The sequence below is a fragment of the Pseudomonas sp. zfem003 genome (assembly GCF_032621675.1).
In the GTDB taxonomy this organism is placed as follows: Bacteria; Pseudomonadota; Gammaproteobacteria; order Pseudomonadales; family Pseudomonadaceae; genus Metapseudomonas; species Metapseudomonas otitidis.
The window spans coordinates 493333-508520 of the sequence record NZ_JAVYJG010000001.1; the positions used below are offsets into that span (position 1 = coordinate 493333).

The following is a 15188-nucleotide window of genomic DNA, read 5'->3' on the forward strand; positions in this document are numbered from 1 at the left end:
ATGTGCATCCGCCCGCCGCACCCCAGTGAGGACCCCGAACGTGAAACTCAGCGACATCGCCCGCCTGGCCGGCGTCTCCCTCACCACCGCCAGCTATGTGGTCAACGGCAAGGCCGAGCAGAAGCGCATCTCCCCCGCCACGGTGGCGCGAGTGCAGGCGGTGGTGGAGGCCCACGGCTTCCGCCCCGACCCCCAGGCCGCCGGTTTGCGCCGGGGGCAGACACGCACCCTCGGGTTCATCCTCCCGGACCTGGAGAACCCCAGCTATGCGCGCCTGGCCAAGCTGCTGGAGCAGCGGGCGCGTGCCCAGGGCTACCAGGTGCTGATCGCCAGCTCGGACGACGACCCGGCCAGCGAGCGCCAGTTGCTGGAGCTGTTCGCCGCCCGCCGCTGCGACGCACTGGTGGTCGCCAGTTGCCTGCCGCCCGAGGACCCGACCCTGGCCGACCTGCTGGCCGAAGGGCTGCCGGTGATCGGCGTCGACCGGGTGCTGGACCCGACGCGCTTCGGCTCGGTGGTCAGCGACGACCGCCCGGCCAGCCAGCAGCTCACCCACAGCCTGCTGGCGCCCGGCCTGCGCCAGGTGGCGCTGCTGGGCGCCCGTCCGGAGCTGAACATCAGCCGCGAGCGGGAGGCAGGCTTCCGCCTGGCGCTGGAGGGGTTCGCGGGTGAGGTGCGGGTGATGCAGGGCGCCCAGTTCAGCCGCGAATGCGGGCGCCAGATGATGGAGTCCCTGCTGGACGAACAGGCCCACCTGCCGGACGCCCTGGTGACCACCGCCTATGTGCTGCTGGCCGGGGTGCTGGATGTGCTGCGCGAACGCGGCGCCTGGCCCCGGGCGTTGCGTGTCGGCACCTTCGGCGACACCCAGTTGCTGGACTTCCTCCCCCTGCCGGTGAACGCCATGCGCCAGCAGCACGAACTGATCGCCGATGCCGTCCTGGCCCAGGCCCTGCGAGCCATCGCCGGGGACTACCAGCCCGGCGTCACGGCCGTCCCACGGCAATTGCATGTGCGGCGTAACGGCTGACAGGTCGCACGGACTTCAGTTCGGGGAATGCCCCAACCTCCACGCCCTGGGCTGAAGCCCAGGCTACGGGACGGGCCAGATGTCCATCGCCAATGCATTCTCTGTCGCAAGAAATACCGGCTGGCATAACTCTGTAGGGGCGACTTCAGTCGCCAAGCAGGCCGCAGTTGAGTAGCCCGGACTTCAGTTCGGGGCATGCCCCAACCTCCGCTTCCTGGGCTGAAGCCCAGGCTACGGGTGCCTGTAAACGACTGCGGGCTCAAGCGCTGGGTAGCCCGGACTTCAGTCCGGGGAATGCCGCAACCTCTGCTCCCTGGGCTGAAGCCAGGCTACGGGTGCCGGTAAACGACTGCGGGTTCAAGCACGGGGTAGCCCGGACTTCAGTCCGGGGAGTGCCACAACCTCCGCTTCCTGGGCTGAAGCCCAGGCTACGGGTGCCGGTAAACGACTGCGGGTTCGAGCACGGGGTAGCCCGGACTTCAGTCCGGGGAACGCCCGACCTCCGCACCCTGGGCTGAAGCCAGGCTACGGGCGGTCAGGGTTCTTCGAGGAAGAGGGTGACGCGGACGTGGAAGCGGTCGATGCGGGTCCAGTCCTTTTCCAGGGTTTCGCCGGAGCCCATGCCGATCTCGTAGCCGTAGGGCCGGCCGGCGGGATGGGGGGCGTAGACAGACGGGGCCTCCCAGCCGCAGCAGACGAAGCGCAGCGGCTGCAGGCCGAAGCGCTGTTCCAGCCGGGCTTCGAGCGCTCGGGCGTCGCGCCCGGGGATGCTGTACTCGGCCACCCGCTGGCGCAGCTGGCCGCCCTCCTCCAGGCGGCAGCCGTCGAACTGCAACCCGGGCGCGCTGACGCCGAGGGCCGCCAGGTAGTCGCCGCACCCCGGCTCCTCGCCCCAGGCCAGCAGCGGCAGCAACGCCACCGCCAGCAGCACGCCGCGACGCATCAGAAGATGTAGTCCGTGCTGATGAAGCTGGATTCGCGGTTGCCGAGGATGCGGCTGACCAGCGCCTTGTTGTCCGCGTTGAAGCGGGTCGCCACCAGGGTGCGGATGGAGAAGGTACGCAGGGCGTCATGCACCGACAGGGTGCCTTCGGCGGAGTTCTTGCGGCCGTTGAAGGGGAAGCTGTCCGGGCCGCGCTGGCACTGGGCGTTGATGTTGATGCGCCCCACCTGGTTGGCGAAGGTGTCCACCAGCCGCCCCACTTCGGCGGGGTCGTTGCCGAAGATCGACAGTTGCTGGCCGTAGTCGGAATCCAGCACGTAGTCGATCACCGTCTGCAGGTCGCGGTAGGGCACCACCGGCACCAGCGGGCCGAACTGCTCCTCGTGGTAGACCCGCATGGCCGGGGTCACCGGGCACAGCAGCGCGGGGTAGAAGAAGCTCTGGTGACGCCGGCCGCCGCCCTCGTTGACCACCTGCGCGCCCTGCTCCAGGGCATCGCGCAGCAGGCCGTCGAGGTAGTCCACCTTGCCCGGTTCCGGCAGCGGGGTCAGGGCCACGCCGTCGTCCCAGGGCATGCCGGGGCGCAGGCGCGCCAGGCGCGCGCTGAACCGGGTCAGGAAGGGTTCCAGCACATCCTCGTGGACGAAGAGGATCTTCAGTGCGGTGCAGCGCTGGCCGTTGAACGACAGCGCGCCGGTGACGGCCTCTTCCACGGCGTTGTCCAGGTCCACCTGGGGCAGCACGATGCCGGGGTTCTTCGCGTCCAGCCCGAGGGCGGCGCGCAGGCGGTGCGGGCGCGGGTGCAGCTTCTTCAGGTCGGCGGCGCCGGAGTGGGTGCCGATGAAGGCGAACACGTCCACCTTGCCGCTGGCCATGATGGCGCTGACGGTCTCGCGGCCCTTGCCGTAGATGATGTTGATGACGCCGGGCGGGAAGCTGTCGCGGAACGCCTCCAGCAGCGGGCGCATCAGCAGCACGCCGAACTTGGCCGGCTTGAAGACCACGGTGTTGCCCATGATCAGCGCCGGGATCAGCGTGGTGAAGGTTTCATTCAGCGGGTAGTTGTACGGCCCCATGCACAGCGCCACGCCCAGGGGGACGCGGCGGATCTGCCCGAGGGTGCCCTGCACCAGCTCGAAGCGGCTGGAGCGGCGGTCCAGCTCCTTGAGCGCCTCGATGGTGTCGACGATGTAGTCGCAGGTGCGGTCGAACTCCTTCTCGGAGTCCTTGAGGTTCTTGCCGATCTCCCACATCAGCAGCTTCACCACCGCCTGGCGCTGCTGGCGCATGCGCGCCAGGAAGCGTTCCACGTGGGCGATGCGCTCGGCCACCCGCAGGGTCGGCCAGGCGCCCTGCCCCTTGTCGTAGGCACGCACGGCGGCGTCCAGCGCCTGCAGGGCGGCCTCGGCATCCAGCAGCGGGGTGCTGCCGAGCACCACCTGCTCCTCGCCCTGCGGCCCCTTGAGGTAGACCGGGCTGCGCACCGGGGCCAGGGGGCCGGCCCAGTGGCGCAGTTCGCCATCCACCAGGTAGTCGCGTTGTTCGACGGGCTCGCCCAGGCGCCAGGCCTCGGGAATCTGGTCGGCGTGGGGGAACAGGGTCTCGGCGGTGAACAGGGACATGGCGCGCTCCGGGTAGGGGTTCAGGCCAGCAGGGCCAGGGCTTCGGCGGTGGTGCGGGTGATGCGGTCCCAGTCGCCGGCACGCTGCCAGGCGCTGTCCAGCATCCAGCTACCGCCCACGCACATGACGTTGGGTTGGGCCATGTACTGCACCAGGTTGTCCGGCCGCACGCCGCCGGTGGGGCAGAAACGCACCGCCGGGAACGGGCCGCCGAAGGCCTTGAGCGCGGCGGCACCGCCGCAGATCTCCGCCGGGAACAGCTTGAAGCGCCGGTAGCCACGGGCGTGGCCGAGCATGATCTCGGAGGCGCTGCCCACGCCCGGCAACAGCGGCAGTGGACTGTGCAACGCGGCATCGAGCAGTTCGGCGGTGCAACCGGGGCTGACGAGGAACTGGGCGCCAGCGGCCTCGGCCTCGGCCAGCATCGCTTCGTCCAGCACGGTGCCGGCGCCCACCAGCAGGTCCGGGCGTTGCGCCCGCAGCAAGCGGATGGCGCCCAGGCCATGGGCCGAGCGCAGGGTCACTTCCAGCACCTTGAGGCCACCGGCGGCCAGGGCGTCGGCCAGCGGCAGGATGTGGGCTTCGTCTTCGATGGTGATGACAGGCAGGATGCGCGCCTCGGCGCAGAGCCGGTCGATCATCTCCACCTTCTCGGCCATGCTCGGCACGCGGCGAACGGCGGTTCGCGGCTTGTGGATGGTGGTCATGGCATTACTCCCGTTGCGTGAGCCCTTGAGACGGATGGAGCCTCAGGGGCACCAGTAGATCGACAGCGGCCGGCGCAGGAAGGCGCGGATCGGCATGGCCTCCACGTCCTCGCCCTGCAGCGCGGCGGCCAGGGTGTCCAGCTTGCCGCGCCCTTGCAGGGCCAGCAGGGTCAGGCGGCTGCCTTGCAGCAGGGCCAGGGGCAGCGTCAGGCGCTGGTGGGGCACGCTGGGTGCGCGGGTCGCCAGGCACCGGGCGCGGCAGGCCGGGTCCAGGGCCTCGGCCAGGTTCGGGCTGCCAGGGAACAGCGAGGCGGTGTGGCCGTCTTCGCCCATGCCCAGCACCAGCACGTCGATGGGCTGCGGCAGCGCTTCCAGGGCCTGGTCGGCCAGGCGCGCGGCCTCCTCCAGGGTGGCGGCGGCCTGGTAGAGGCCGACGAAGCGGGCCTTGGCGGCTTCGCCCTGGAGCAGGTGGCGCTGCACCAGCCCTTCGTTGCTGTCCGGGTGGCTCACCGGCACCCAGCGCTCGTCGGCCAGGCCGACGGTCACGGCGGACCAGTCCAGCCGCGCTTGCGCCAGGCGCTCGAGGAAAGCCACCGGACTGCGCCCGCCGGACACCACCAGGGTGGCGCTGCCGCGTGCGGCCAGGGCCTCGCGCAGGGCCTCGGCCACGCGCTGGGCCAGGTGCCCGGCCAGCTCGGCGGCATCCGCCAGGGCTATCGGCTCCACGGCCGGGGGGAATCGGAGATCAGAGATCGCCATACCAACTCCTTCCGTCTCGGGTGATCAATGCGATGGAAGCCACCGGGCCCCAGGTGCCGGCGGCATAGGGTTTGGGGGCATCGCCCAGCTGCTTCCAGCCTTCGATGAGCTGGTCGCACCACTGCCAGGCGTATTCGATTTCGTCCTTGCGCACGAAGAGGTTCTGGTTGCCCTGCATCACCTCCAGCAACAGGCGCTCGTAGGCATCGGGGATGCGCGCGCTGCGGTAGGTGTCGGAGAAATTCAGTTGCAGCGGGCCGCTGCGCAGCTGCATGCCCTTGTCCAGGCCCTGCTCCTTGGTCATCACCTGCAGGGAGATGCCTTCGTCCGGTTGCAGGCGGATGATCAGCCGGTTGCTGATCAGCGGCCGCTGCTCGGGGGCGAAGATGTAGTGCGGTGGTTCCTTGAAGTGGATGACGATCTGCGACAGCTTCTGCGGCATGCGCTTGCCGGTGCGCAGGTAGAAGGGCACGCCGCTCCAGCGCCAGTTGCGGATGTCGGCCCGCAGGGCGACGAAGGTCTCGGTGTCGCTGTGGGTGTTGGCGTTCTCTTCCTCCAGGTAGCCCGGCACCGCGCGGCCCTGGCTGCTGCCGGCGATGTACTGGCCGCGCACCACCTGCTGCGCCACCTGGGCGGCGGTGATGGGCGCCAGGGCCTTGAGCACCTTGACCTTCTCGTCGCGGATGCTGTCGGCGGAGAGGTTGCTGGGCGGGTCCATGGCGATCAGGCAGAGCAGCTGCAGCAGGTGGTTCTGCACCATGTCACGCAGCTGGCCGGCCTCGTCGAAATAGCCCCAGCGCCCTTCGATGCCCACCTGCTCGGCCACGGTGATCTCCACGTGGGAGATGTGGTGCTGGTTCCACTGGGTCTCGAACAGGCTGTTGGCGAAGCGCAGGGCGATCAGGTTCTGCACCGTCTCCTTGCCCAGGTAGTGGTCGATCCGGTAGATGCGGCTCTCCGGGAAGTGCACCGCCACGGCGTCGTTGATCCGCCGGGAGGACTCCAGGTCATGGCCGATGGGTTTCTCCAGCACCACCCGGGTGTTCTGCACCAGGCCCACCTGGGCCAGGCCTTCGCAGATGGCGCCGTACACCGAGGCCGGGGTGGCGAAGTAGGCGATCAGCGGCTCGTCCGCCCCCACCCGCTCGGCCAGCTCGCGGTAGCCCTCGGCGTGGAGGAAGAAGTCCATCGACAGGTACTCCAGCCGCGCCATGAAGCGTGCCACCTGGTCGGGGTCGATCTCGCGCTCGGGCACGTGGCGCTCCAGGTGCTCGGCGATGGCGGCCTGGCGGGCGCCGTTCTCGTCGCTTTCACGGGCCAGGGCGAGGATGCGGGTGCGCGGGTGCAACAGTCCCGCGCGGTCCAGCTGGTAGAGCGCCGGGAACAGCTTGCGCAGGGCCAGGTCGCCAAGGGCGCCGAACAGGGCAAAGGTGCAGGGTTCTACAGTGATGGCAGCCATGATGTTTTGTTCTTCTACAAGGTTGAGAGAGATTTACACCGCCAGAATTCGCAACACAAGAAAAAATGTAGTAATAAACACAACATTTAGTCACACCCCTGTTACCTCTGGCTGGCGACTGTGGCCCTCAGTACGATAGGCCACCGTTTCCGCAGGCCCTGCTAAGGAACCCCATGGACCGCATGCGCAATCTCCTGGAGCAGATCCAGGGCCGTCTCGACGAACTCAACAAGGCCGAACGCAAGGTCGCCGAGGTGATCCTGCAGGACCCGCAGCAGGCCACCCGCTTCAGCATCGCCGCCCTCGCCCAGGCCGCCCAGGTCAGCGAGCCCACGGTGAACCGCTTCTGCCGCTCCTTCGGCGTCAACGGCTACCCGGAGCTGAAGATGCAGCTGGCCCAGAGCCTGGCCAGCGGTGCGGCCTACGTCAGCCAGTCGGTTTCGGCCGACGACGGCCCCGAGGCCTACACGCGGAAGATCTTCGGCAGCGCCATCGCCTCCCTGGACAGCGCCTGCCAGAGCCTCGACCCGCAGCTGATCAGCCGTGCGGTGGACCTGATGATCCAGGCCCGGCAGATCCACTTCTTCGGCCTCGGCGCCTCGGCCTCGGTGGCGCTGGATGCCCAGCACAAGTTCTTCCGCTTCAACCTGGCCGTCTCGGCCCACTCCGACGTGCTGATGCAGCGCATGCTCGCCTCGGTGGCCCACACCGGGGACCTGTTCGTGATCATTTCCTACACCGGGCGCACCCGCGAGCTGGTGGAGGTGGCGCGCCTGGCCCGGCAGAACGGCGCCTCGGTGCTCGGCCTCACCGCCGCCGGCTCGCCGCTAGCCAAGGCCAGCACCATCAGCCTCAACATCCCGTTGCCGGAGGACACCGACATCTACATGCCGATGACCTCGCGGATCATCCAGCTCACCGTGCTCGACGTGCTCGCCACCGGCGTGACCCTGCGCCGGGGCATCGACTTCCAGCCGCACCTGCGCAAGATCAAGGAAAGCCTTAACGCCAGCCGCTACCCGGCGGACGAAGAGCCGGCCTGAGCCCCGCCCCAGAGGGTACGACGGACCACCACCGCCTCGTCCCGGGCTGAAGCCCGGGCTACATCGTGTGCCACCCTCTTGTTGGGCAGACCCGCCTGGGCGGGATTGATTCGGGTCCGATGATCGGGCGGTAGCAGCACGGGCGTGGCACGGTGGCCTGGGTTGTACCCCGTGCCTCGGGCGACGCCCCCGATCAGGAACGTAGCCCGGACTTCAGTCCGGGAAATCCGCGCCAACCGTTCCCGGGCTACCCCGTCGATTGATTCGAGCCAATGGTCGGGCGGTAGCACCGCCCTCGTAGCATGGGCTGAGCTGTGCGAAGCCCATCACGGGCGTGGCACGGTGGCCTGGGCTGTAACCCCGTGCCTCGGGATGCTGATGGGGTTCGCACCGCTCACCCGCATCCTACGGCGTGCCTTCCATTACCTCATGCAATGCCCGGGCTACCCCGCAATCCAGGCCTTCAGCGCCAACCTGGCCTCGTCCCCCGGTGCCAGGACCCGCCCCGGGTCGCCGCAGGCGGCGGCCTGCACCGACAGGAACCCCAGGCTCTCCGACCAGCTCACCTCGGGCAGCGGCCTGCTGCCGGGGTGCCAGACCACGGTGTGGGGGTTGTCGCCACCGTCGATGCGCAGCCGTCGTTGCCAGCCCGGGTCCTGCAGGGTCAGCGTCCCGCCCTGCTGGAAGCGCCTGTGCACGCCCTCGGTGACCCGCAGTTCGCCGGCTTGCCGACAGGGCTCTCGGGCCAGCAGGTCGTGCCCGTCGGCGCCATCCAGGCCGAGCAGCGCCACCCGCGCCACATCCGACACCCGCCAGTAGGCGTGCAGGGCCTGGCTGAGGACGCACGGCTCGCTGTCACGGTGGGTCGTCACCAGTTCCAGGCTCAGGGCATCCCCCAGGCAGGCCCGCAGCGCCACCTGCCAGTCGTGCAACTGCAGGCGCCACTCCAGGCGCACACCCTGGGCGTCGGCGTCCTTGCCGACCAGCCGCCAGTCGGAGAGCCGCGCCCAGCCGTGGTGGGGCCAGCCGCTTTCCACCGGATGGCGCCCGAACCAGGGCCAGCACACCGGCACGCCACCGCGAATGGCGCCCACGCGCGGCCAGTGACGGGCGCACCAGAGCACCGGACGCTCGCCGCGCGGCTGGTAATGCAGCAACTGCCCACCCTGGCGGCTGAAGACCGCCGAGCAGCGGGGATGCTCCACCAGCAGCAGCTCGCGCCCCTGGTGTTCACACCAGCGGAACAGCTGCCCGCTCGCCGGTCGCAGCAGGGCGTCGAGGGGATGCGCGCCGCCCTCCCCCGCCTGCCCTGCACGGCGCGCCCCGTCGCGCTCAGCAGCCGCCACGGGCCGCTCCCGTCACTTCCACCAGTACTCCACCTGCACGCCGAAGTTGGAGCCGTGCAGCGCATCGCCGAAAGCCCCGGTGTCGGACAGCGCCGAGCCGGCGGCCAGCTCGCTGGCAGCGCGCTGGGCGGCCTCGTTCCAGCTGGCGTAGGTGTAGTAGAGGCGGAACTCCGGACGCTGGGAGAACCCCGGCCCGGACGGCGACCAGGTGGGCGCCACGGTGAACTTGGTGAGCTTGCGGGTGCCGCCGGGGGCCTCCACCTGGTCGCGGCCCAGTTCGGTCACCAGCTTGAACTGGTCGGTGAAGGCGTAGACCGGGCGCACGCCGATGGACAGCCAGTTCTGGTCGTCGCCGTCCGGGCGGGTGTCCTTCTGGTAGACCACCTCGAACTGCCCGCCGAAATGCGGCGTCACCTGCCAGTCGAAGAACTCCACCAGGCGCCAGCTCTTGTTGGCGTTGTCCAGGGTCGGGTCGCCGGTGTAGCCCAGCGCCGTGCCGGGGCCGCGCCCGTATTGCAGGGCCACGGTGTTGACCCCGCCGAGGAAGGCCTGCTGCTTGTGCTGCGCCGAGACCGACCAGCCGCTGTGGGCGCCGGTGCTGTCGGGCTTGTCGATGTAGCTGACGCCCAGTTCCACTTCGCCGCCGGGGTTGGTCTGGAAGCCGCCGACGTTGAAGTCGTGGCGGTTGATGTAGGGCTTCTGCTCGTAGTTGTCCTTGCGCGAGAACACGTAGCTGTACTTCAGGTCGCCGATGGCCACTTCGTCGAAGCCGAAGCCCGTGGCGCTCTGGTTCCAGTAGTAGAAGTCGGAGATGTGGATGTCGTTGCGCTTGTAGAAACGGCGCCCCGCCCAGAACGAACCGCCGTTGAGCGCGGGCATGTTGCTCCACTCGGCGTACATCTGGTTCATCCGCGCGAAACCGTAGTCACCGGTGAACTTCGGCGTGTGCCCGTACTGGTTGTACAGCTGCGCCATGCCCTCGATGCTGACCACCGAGCCGTCGTCCAGCTTGAGCAGGTCCTGGCGCAGGTCCAGCTCCATGTACTGCTCGCACTCGTTGCCCAGGCGGTACTTCGACTGCGCCCCCGGCAACTGGAAGCAGGACTGCGTGCCCCCTTCGCTGGAACCGCCGGCGCCGCTGCGCACGTACCCGCTGAACTCGACCGCCTGGGCCAGCCCGGAGGCGGCGAACAGCGTGCAGGGCAGTACCCACAAACCTCGGATCTTCGTGTTCATGTCCACTCCATTCTTATTGTTGTGTTGCGATGGAACGTTCCCTTGGTGCCCTCGCAGGGTGGGCATCAGCCCACCACGGGGCGATCGGCAGGGCTGAGACGAAGCGCCCTGCCTGCCGTGGCCCGGCGTTGCCGGGCCATGGTTCAACGCCCCTTCAGCTGCGCCACGTTGGCGGGCAGCCCGGGGCTGCTGGAAGGGCCTGCCGGGCGCAGCCGCTCGCCGCTGTTGGCGTCGAACAGCAGCACCTTGCTCGGATCGATATGCAGCGTGAGGGTTTCACCTGGCCGAGGAACGGTATCCGGACCGAGGCGGCAGCAGACCTTGGTGCGGTTGAGACTGGTGAACACCAGGGTGTCCGGGCCGGTGGGCTCGACCACCTCCACCTCGACCCGCACGCCCGGGGCGCCACGGCTGTCCGGCGCGGCGCCGAGGATCTGCTCAGGGCGTATCCCGAGGATCACGTCGCGCTCCTCGAACCCCGCCCCGCGCTCGCCCAAGGGCAGCTCGCAGCGGTCCTGGCCGCTGTCCAGCAGCGCCCACAGCTGGCCGTCGCGGCGCTGCAGGCGCAGGGGGATGAAGTTCATCGGCGGCGAGCCCATGAAGCCGGCGACGAAGAGGTTGGCCGGGTCGTTGTAGATCTGCTGCGGGGTGCCGAACTGCTGGATGACACCGTCCTTCATCACCGCCACCTTGTCGCCCAGGGTCATGGCCTCGATCTGGTCGTGGGTGACGTAGACGGTGGTGGTCTTCAGCCGCTGGTGCATCAGCTTGATCTCGGTGCGCATCTCCACCCGCAGCTTGGCGTCGAGGTTGGAGAGCGGCTCGTCGAACAGGTAGATCTTCGGCCGCCGCGCCAGGGCCCGGCCCATGGCGACGCGCTGCTGCTGCCCGCCGGAAAGCTGGCCGGGCTTGCGCTCCAGCAGGTGCTCGATCTGCAGCAGCTTGGCCACGCGGCTCACCTCCGCCTCGATCTCGGCGGGCGGCAGCTTGCGGATCTTCAGGCCGAAGGCGATGTTCTCGCGCACGCTCATGGTCGGGTACAGGGCGTAGGACTGGAACACCATGGCGATGTCCCGGTCCTTGGGGCTCATGCCGCTGATGTCCTGGCCGTCCACGAGGATGGCGCCGCCGCTGATGGCTTCAAGCCCGGCGATGCAGTTCATCAGGGTGGATTTGCCGCAGCCCGAAGGCCCGACGAGGATCAGGAACTCCCCCGAGTCGATGGACAGTTCGATGTCCCGGAGGGTGTCCGCCAGGCCGCTGCCGTAGCGTTTGTTCACGTTGCGCAGTTCGAGGGTTGCCATGTCGATCTCCACTAATCAGAAGCGCCGCGAACGGGCGCAGCCGCTTTTCAGCCCTTCACCGCACCGGCCGTGAGGCCGCGCAGGAAGTACTTGCCGGCGAATACGTAGACGAGCAGGGTCGGCAGGCCGGCGATCATCGCGGCGGCCATGTCGACGTTGTATTCCTTGGCCCCGGTGCTGGTGTTCACCAGGTTGTTGAGGGCCACGGTGATGGGCTGGCTGTCGCCGCTGGCGAACACCACACCGAAGAGGAAGTCGTTCCAGATCTGGGTGAACTGCCAGATCAGGCAGACCATGATGGTCGGCACCGACATGGGCAGCAGGATGCGCCCGAAGATGGTGAAGAACCCCGCGCCGTCGAGCCGCGCCGCCCGCACCAGGGCATCGGGAATGCTCACGTAGAAGTTGCGGAAGAACAGCGTGGTGAAGGCCAGGCCGTACACCACGTGCACCAGCACCAGGCCACCGGTGGTGTTGGCCAGCCCCAGCTTGCCGAGGGTGAAGGAGGCCGGCAGCAGCACCACCTGGAACGGCAGGAAGCAGCCGAACAGCAGCGCACCGAAGAACAGCTGCGAGCCGCGGAAGCGCCACATGGACAGCACGTAGCCGTTGAGCGCGCCGAGCAGCGTGGAGATCAGCACAGCCGGCACGGTGATCATCACCGAGTTCCAGAAGTAGCCGCCGACGCTGGCCCAGGCCTTGGCCCAGCCGACCAGGGTGAAGGCATCCGGCAGGGACAGCAGGTTGCCGGCGCGGATGTCGTCGGGGGTCTTGAAGCTGGTCAGCAGCATCACCACCAGCGGCACCAGGTAGAGGGCGCAGGCGACGATCAGGGTGGCGTGGATGGCCAGGCGGCTGACGCTGAGCGGGGACTTTCCGGCCAGGCTAGTCATGGCGCTTGTTCCTCAGTTCGGAATACAGGTAGGGCACGATGATCGCCAGCACGGCGCCGAGCATGAGCATGGCGCTGGCGGCACCGAGGCCCATCTGCCCACGGGTGAAGGTGTGGGCGTACATGAACATCGCCGGCAGGTCGGAGGCGTAGCCGGGGCCGCCGGCGGTCATCGCCGCCACCAGGTCGAAGCTCTTGATGGCGATGTGGGCGAGGATCATCAGCGCGCTGAAGAACACCGGGCGCAGGCTCGGCAGGACGATGCGCAGGTAGATGGTCGGCAGGCTGGCGCCGTCCACCTGGGCGGCACGGATGATCGACTGGTCGACCCCGCGCAGGCCGGCGAGGAACAGCGCCATGACGAAGCCGGAGGATTGCCACACGGCGGCGATCACCAGGCAGTAGACGACCCGCTCCGGGTCCACCAGCCAGTCGAGGCGGAAGCCTTCCCAGCCCCAGTCGCGCAGCAGCTTGTCCAGGCCCAGGCCGGGGTTGAGCAGCCACTTCCAGGCGGTGCCGGTGACGATCATCGACAGCGCCATGGGGTACAGGTAGACGGTGCGGATGAAGCCTTCGCGGCGGATGCGCTGGTCCAGCAGCACGGCGAGGAAAACGCCGATCACCAGACTGATGGCGATGAACAGCCCGCCGTACACCAGCAGGTTCTGGCTGGCCACCCACCAGCGGTCGTTCTCCCACAGGCGCTGGTACTGCTGCAGGCCCACCCAGCTGTAGCTGGGCATGAAGCGCGAGTTGGTGAAGGACAGGACGAAGGTCCAGAGGATGTAGCCGTAGAAGCCCACCAGCACGATGAGCATGCTCGGCGCCAGCACCAGCTTGGGCAGCCAGCGCTGCAGCGCATCCAGCGGTGAGGCCTTGGCGAAGACGGCGGTCGAACTCATGGGTCGCTCCGGGTTGGCAGGTGGCGCGCTGAGGCGCGGGAAATTCGGCACGGCCGGGCCCGCAGCGCAGGCAGCGGGGCCTGCGCCGTGGGCGGGTCAGTCGGCGGTTACTGGACGGCCTGGATCGCGGCAGCCAGTTGCTGGGCGGCCTTCTTCGGATCGGCGGCGGGGTCGTTGAAGAAGTTGGTCACCACGTCGAACACCGCGCCCTGCACGTAGCTGGAGGCGGCCATGCCGTGGGACAGGCTGGGCTGCAGGCCGTTGCCGGCAGCGGCGGCCTTGAAGTCCTTCATGGACTGCTGGGCGCAGGCGTCGAAGCTGGACATGTCCTGGTCCAGGCGCACCGGGATCGAGCCCTTCTCCTGGTTGAAGAACTGCTGGAACTGCGGCTCCATCACCGTCCGCGCCAGGTCGTTCTGGGCCTTGCGGTTCTCCGCATCGCTCAGCTTGAACATGGCCAGGGAGTCGATGTTGTAGGCGAAGCTGCCCTGGGTGCCGGGGAACGGCAGGCACTGGTAGTCCTTGCCCGCCACCTTGCCGGCGGCGGTCCACTCGCTCTTGGCCCAGTCGCCCATGATCTGCATGCCGGCCTTGCCGTTGATCACCAGACCAGTGGCGCTGTTCCAGTCACGGCCGGCGGCGTCGGCGTCGATGTAGCCGCGCAGCTTCTTCAGCGCGGCGAAGGCCTGGACCATGGGCTCGCCGGTGAGGGTCGCCTTGTCCTGCTCGACGAAGGCCTTGTGGTAGCCCTCGGGGCCGAGGATGGCGAACACCAGGTCCTCGAACACGGTGCCGTCCTGCCAGGGCTGGCCGCCGTGGGCGACGGGGATGAAGCCGGCGGCCTTGAGCTTGTCCGCGGCGGCGAAGAACTCGTCGAGGGTGGTGGGCGGCGTGGCGCCGGCCTTCTTGAACACCTCGGGGTTGATCCACAGCCAGTTGACCCGGTGCACGTTCACCGGCACCGCCACGTAGTGGCCGTCGTACTTCATGATGCTGGCCACCTGCTTGGGCAGCAGCGTGTCCCACTGGCCCTCCTCGGCCACCTCGTCCATCTCGGTGAGCAGGCCCAGCTCGCCCCATTCCTGGATGTCGGGGCCCTTGATCTGCGCCGCCGAAGGCGGGTTGCCGGACACGGCGCGGGTCTTCAGCACGGTCATGGCCGCCTCGCCACCGCCACCGGCGACGGCGAAGTCCTTCCAGGTGTGGCCTTTCTCTTCGACGAGTTTCTTCAGGGTGTCGGCCGCGCGCTTTTCGCCGCCGGAGGTCCACCAGTGCAGGACTTCCACTTCGCCGGCGAGGGCGGACAGGGGGAACAACGAAGCGAGGGAGATGACAGCAGTCAGGCGAGACAGAGCATTCATGGGCAATACCTTGTTGTTCTTATTGGTCATGCAAGTCGCTGCTTGCGCTGACCAGCAGTCTAAACACGCCCCGAAAGGCCCTGGGTAACAAAGGGATTGTCGATGGTCACGGGGCCGTTACAAAGCGCCGTGTGAACGCAAACGCCTGACCGGCTTGGCAAAATCCGCAACCCGACACAGAAGCGCCGCACCTCCACGGTCCCTCCCCCGGCGCCCGTCGGTACGCGACCGGGTGCCCCGCCCCCTGCCAGCACCCCTAGGGGCCCTAGGGGGAATCCCTATATCGAGCCCCCCAGGCGCGACCTATCTTTGCGCTCAATCCGCATCTCACAGGACGTGTCCCGTGCTGGCCTACTCCCTCCTCTGCCTCGCCCTCCTCCTCGGCTTCGCCGGCCTCGGACTCGGCCAGCCCTGGGTCACCGGAGCCGGCCTGGCCCTGGCGGCGGGCGCCGCCGTTGCCTTGCGTCCACGCAGTGCGCCGCCGACTCGCGCCCCTCAGCTGGATGACCTGCCGAGCACGCCGGTGCAGGCCGATTGCGTGCCGCTGCTGACCAGCGTGCTGCCGGCCTGGGGGCAGAACCTCA

General features: G+C 68.6%; 13 protein-coding genes. 2 read left to right on the forward strand and 11 right to left on the reverse strand.

Going from position 1 to position 15188, the window contains the following annotated elements; genetic code table 11:
• Positions 1-40 precede the first annotated feature (40 nt).
• On the forward strand, positions 41-1030 hold the full coding sequence (gene cra / locus RTK35_RS02170; protein ID WP_253123829.1) for a catabolite repressor/activator: 990 nt from the start codon (positions 41-43) through the stop codon (positions 1028-1030).
• 535 nt (positions 1031-1565) lie between these two features.
• Here cra and RTK35_RS02175 read toward each other — a convergent pair.
• The 5 genes from RTK35_RS02175 to zwf all read right to left on the reverse strand — a co-directional run bounded on the left by RTK35_RS02175 (position 1566) and on the right by zwf (position 6520).
• The gene (locus RTK35_RS02175) at positions 1566-1973 is read right to left on the reverse strand and encodes a DUF4952 domain-containing protein (protein ID WP_309040332.1); all 408 of its coding nucleotides are present in this window, start codon (positions 1971-1973) and stop codon (positions 1566-1568) included.
• Positions 1973-3595, reverse strand: coding sequence for an NADP-dependent glyceraldehyde-3-phosphate dehydrogenase (locus RTK35_RS02180; protein WP_284549451.1), 1623 nt, complete (start codon positions 3593-3595; stop codon positions 1973-1975). The genes RTK35_RS02175 and RTK35_RS02180 overlap by 1 nt, the downstream gene beginning before the upstream one ends.
• A gap of 20 nt (positions 3596-3615) precedes the next feature.
• Complete coding sequence (locus RTK35_RS02185; protein ID WP_410478625.1) at positions 3616-4254, reverse strand: bifunctional 4-hydroxy-2-oxoglutarate aldolase/2-dehydro-3-deoxy-phosphogluconate aldolase; 639 nt, start codon at positions 4252-4254, stop codon at positions 3616-3618.
• 90 nt (positions 4255-4344) lie between these two features.
• Positions 4345-5061: a 6-phosphogluconolactonase gene (gene pgl, locus RTK35_RS02190; protein ID WP_316907266.1), complete on the reverse strand. Its 717-nt coding sequence runs from the start codon at positions 5059-5061 to the stop codon at positions 4345-4347.
• Positions 5048-6520, reverse strand: coding sequence for a glucose-6-phosphate dehydrogenase (zwf, locus tag RTK35_RS02195; RefSeq protein WP_107330213.1), 1473 nt, complete (start codon positions 6518-6520; stop codon positions 5048-5050). Before zwf ends, pgl begins: the two co-directional genes overlap by 14 nt.
• Positions 6521-6702: 182 nt before the next feature.
• On the opposite strand from zwf, the gene RTK35_RS02200 reads away from it, so the two are divergent.
• On the forward strand, positions 6703-7563 hold the full coding sequence (locus tag RTK35_RS02200; RefSeq protein WP_172435076.1) for a MurR/RpiR family transcriptional regulator: 861 nt from the start codon (positions 6703-6705) through the stop codon (positions 7561-7563).
• Positions 7564-8006: 443 nt separating this feature from the next.
• On the opposite strand, the gene RTK35_RS02205 is transcribed toward RTK35_RS02200, so the two are convergent.
• The 6 genes from RTK35_RS02205 to RTK35_RS02230 form a co-directional block, all read right to left on the reverse strand.
• A complete protein-coding gene (locus RTK35_RS02205; protein ID WP_410478621.1) occupies positions 8007-8909 on the reverse strand; it encodes a D-hexose-6-phosphate mutarotase in 903 nt (300 codons plus the stop codon).
• 12 nt (positions 8910-8921) lie between these two features.
• Positions 8922-10145 carry a maltoporin gene (locus RTK35_RS02210; RefSeq protein ID WP_044406526.1) on the reverse strand — a complete coding sequence of 408 codons (1224 nt, stop codon included), beginning with the start codon at positions 10143-10145 and terminating at the stop codon, positions 8922-8924.
• Positions 10146-10288: 143 nt separating this feature from the next.
• Positions 10289-11449 carry an ABC transporter ATP-binding protein gene (locus tag RTK35_RS02215; protein WP_142009923.1) on the reverse strand — a complete coding sequence of 387 codons (1161 nt, stop codon included), beginning with the start codon at positions 11447-11449 and terminating at the stop codon, positions 10289-10291.
• A gap of 47 nt (positions 11450-11496) precedes the next feature.
• On the reverse strand, positions 11497-12342 hold the full coding sequence (locus RTK35_RS02220; protein WP_142009925.1) for a carbohydrate ABC transporter permease: 846 nt from the start codon (positions 12340-12342) through the stop codon (positions 11497-11499).
• Positions 12335-13243 (reverse strand): carbohydrate ABC transporter permease, encoded by a 909-nt coding sequence (locus RTK35_RS02225; RefSeq protein WP_208273559.1) that lies wholly within the window; start codon positions 13241-13243, stop codon positions 12335-12337. The genes RTK35_RS02220 and RTK35_RS02225 overlap by 8 nt, the downstream gene beginning before the upstream one ends.
• A gap of 107 nt (positions 13244-13350) precedes the next feature.
• The gene (locus RTK35_RS02230; RefSeq protein ID WP_107331673.1) at positions 13351-14604 is read right to left on the reverse strand and encodes an ABC transporter substrate-binding protein; all 1254 of its coding nucleotides are present in this window, start codon (positions 14602-14604) and stop codon (positions 13351-13353) included.
• Positions 14605-15188 lie beyond the last annotated feature (584 nt).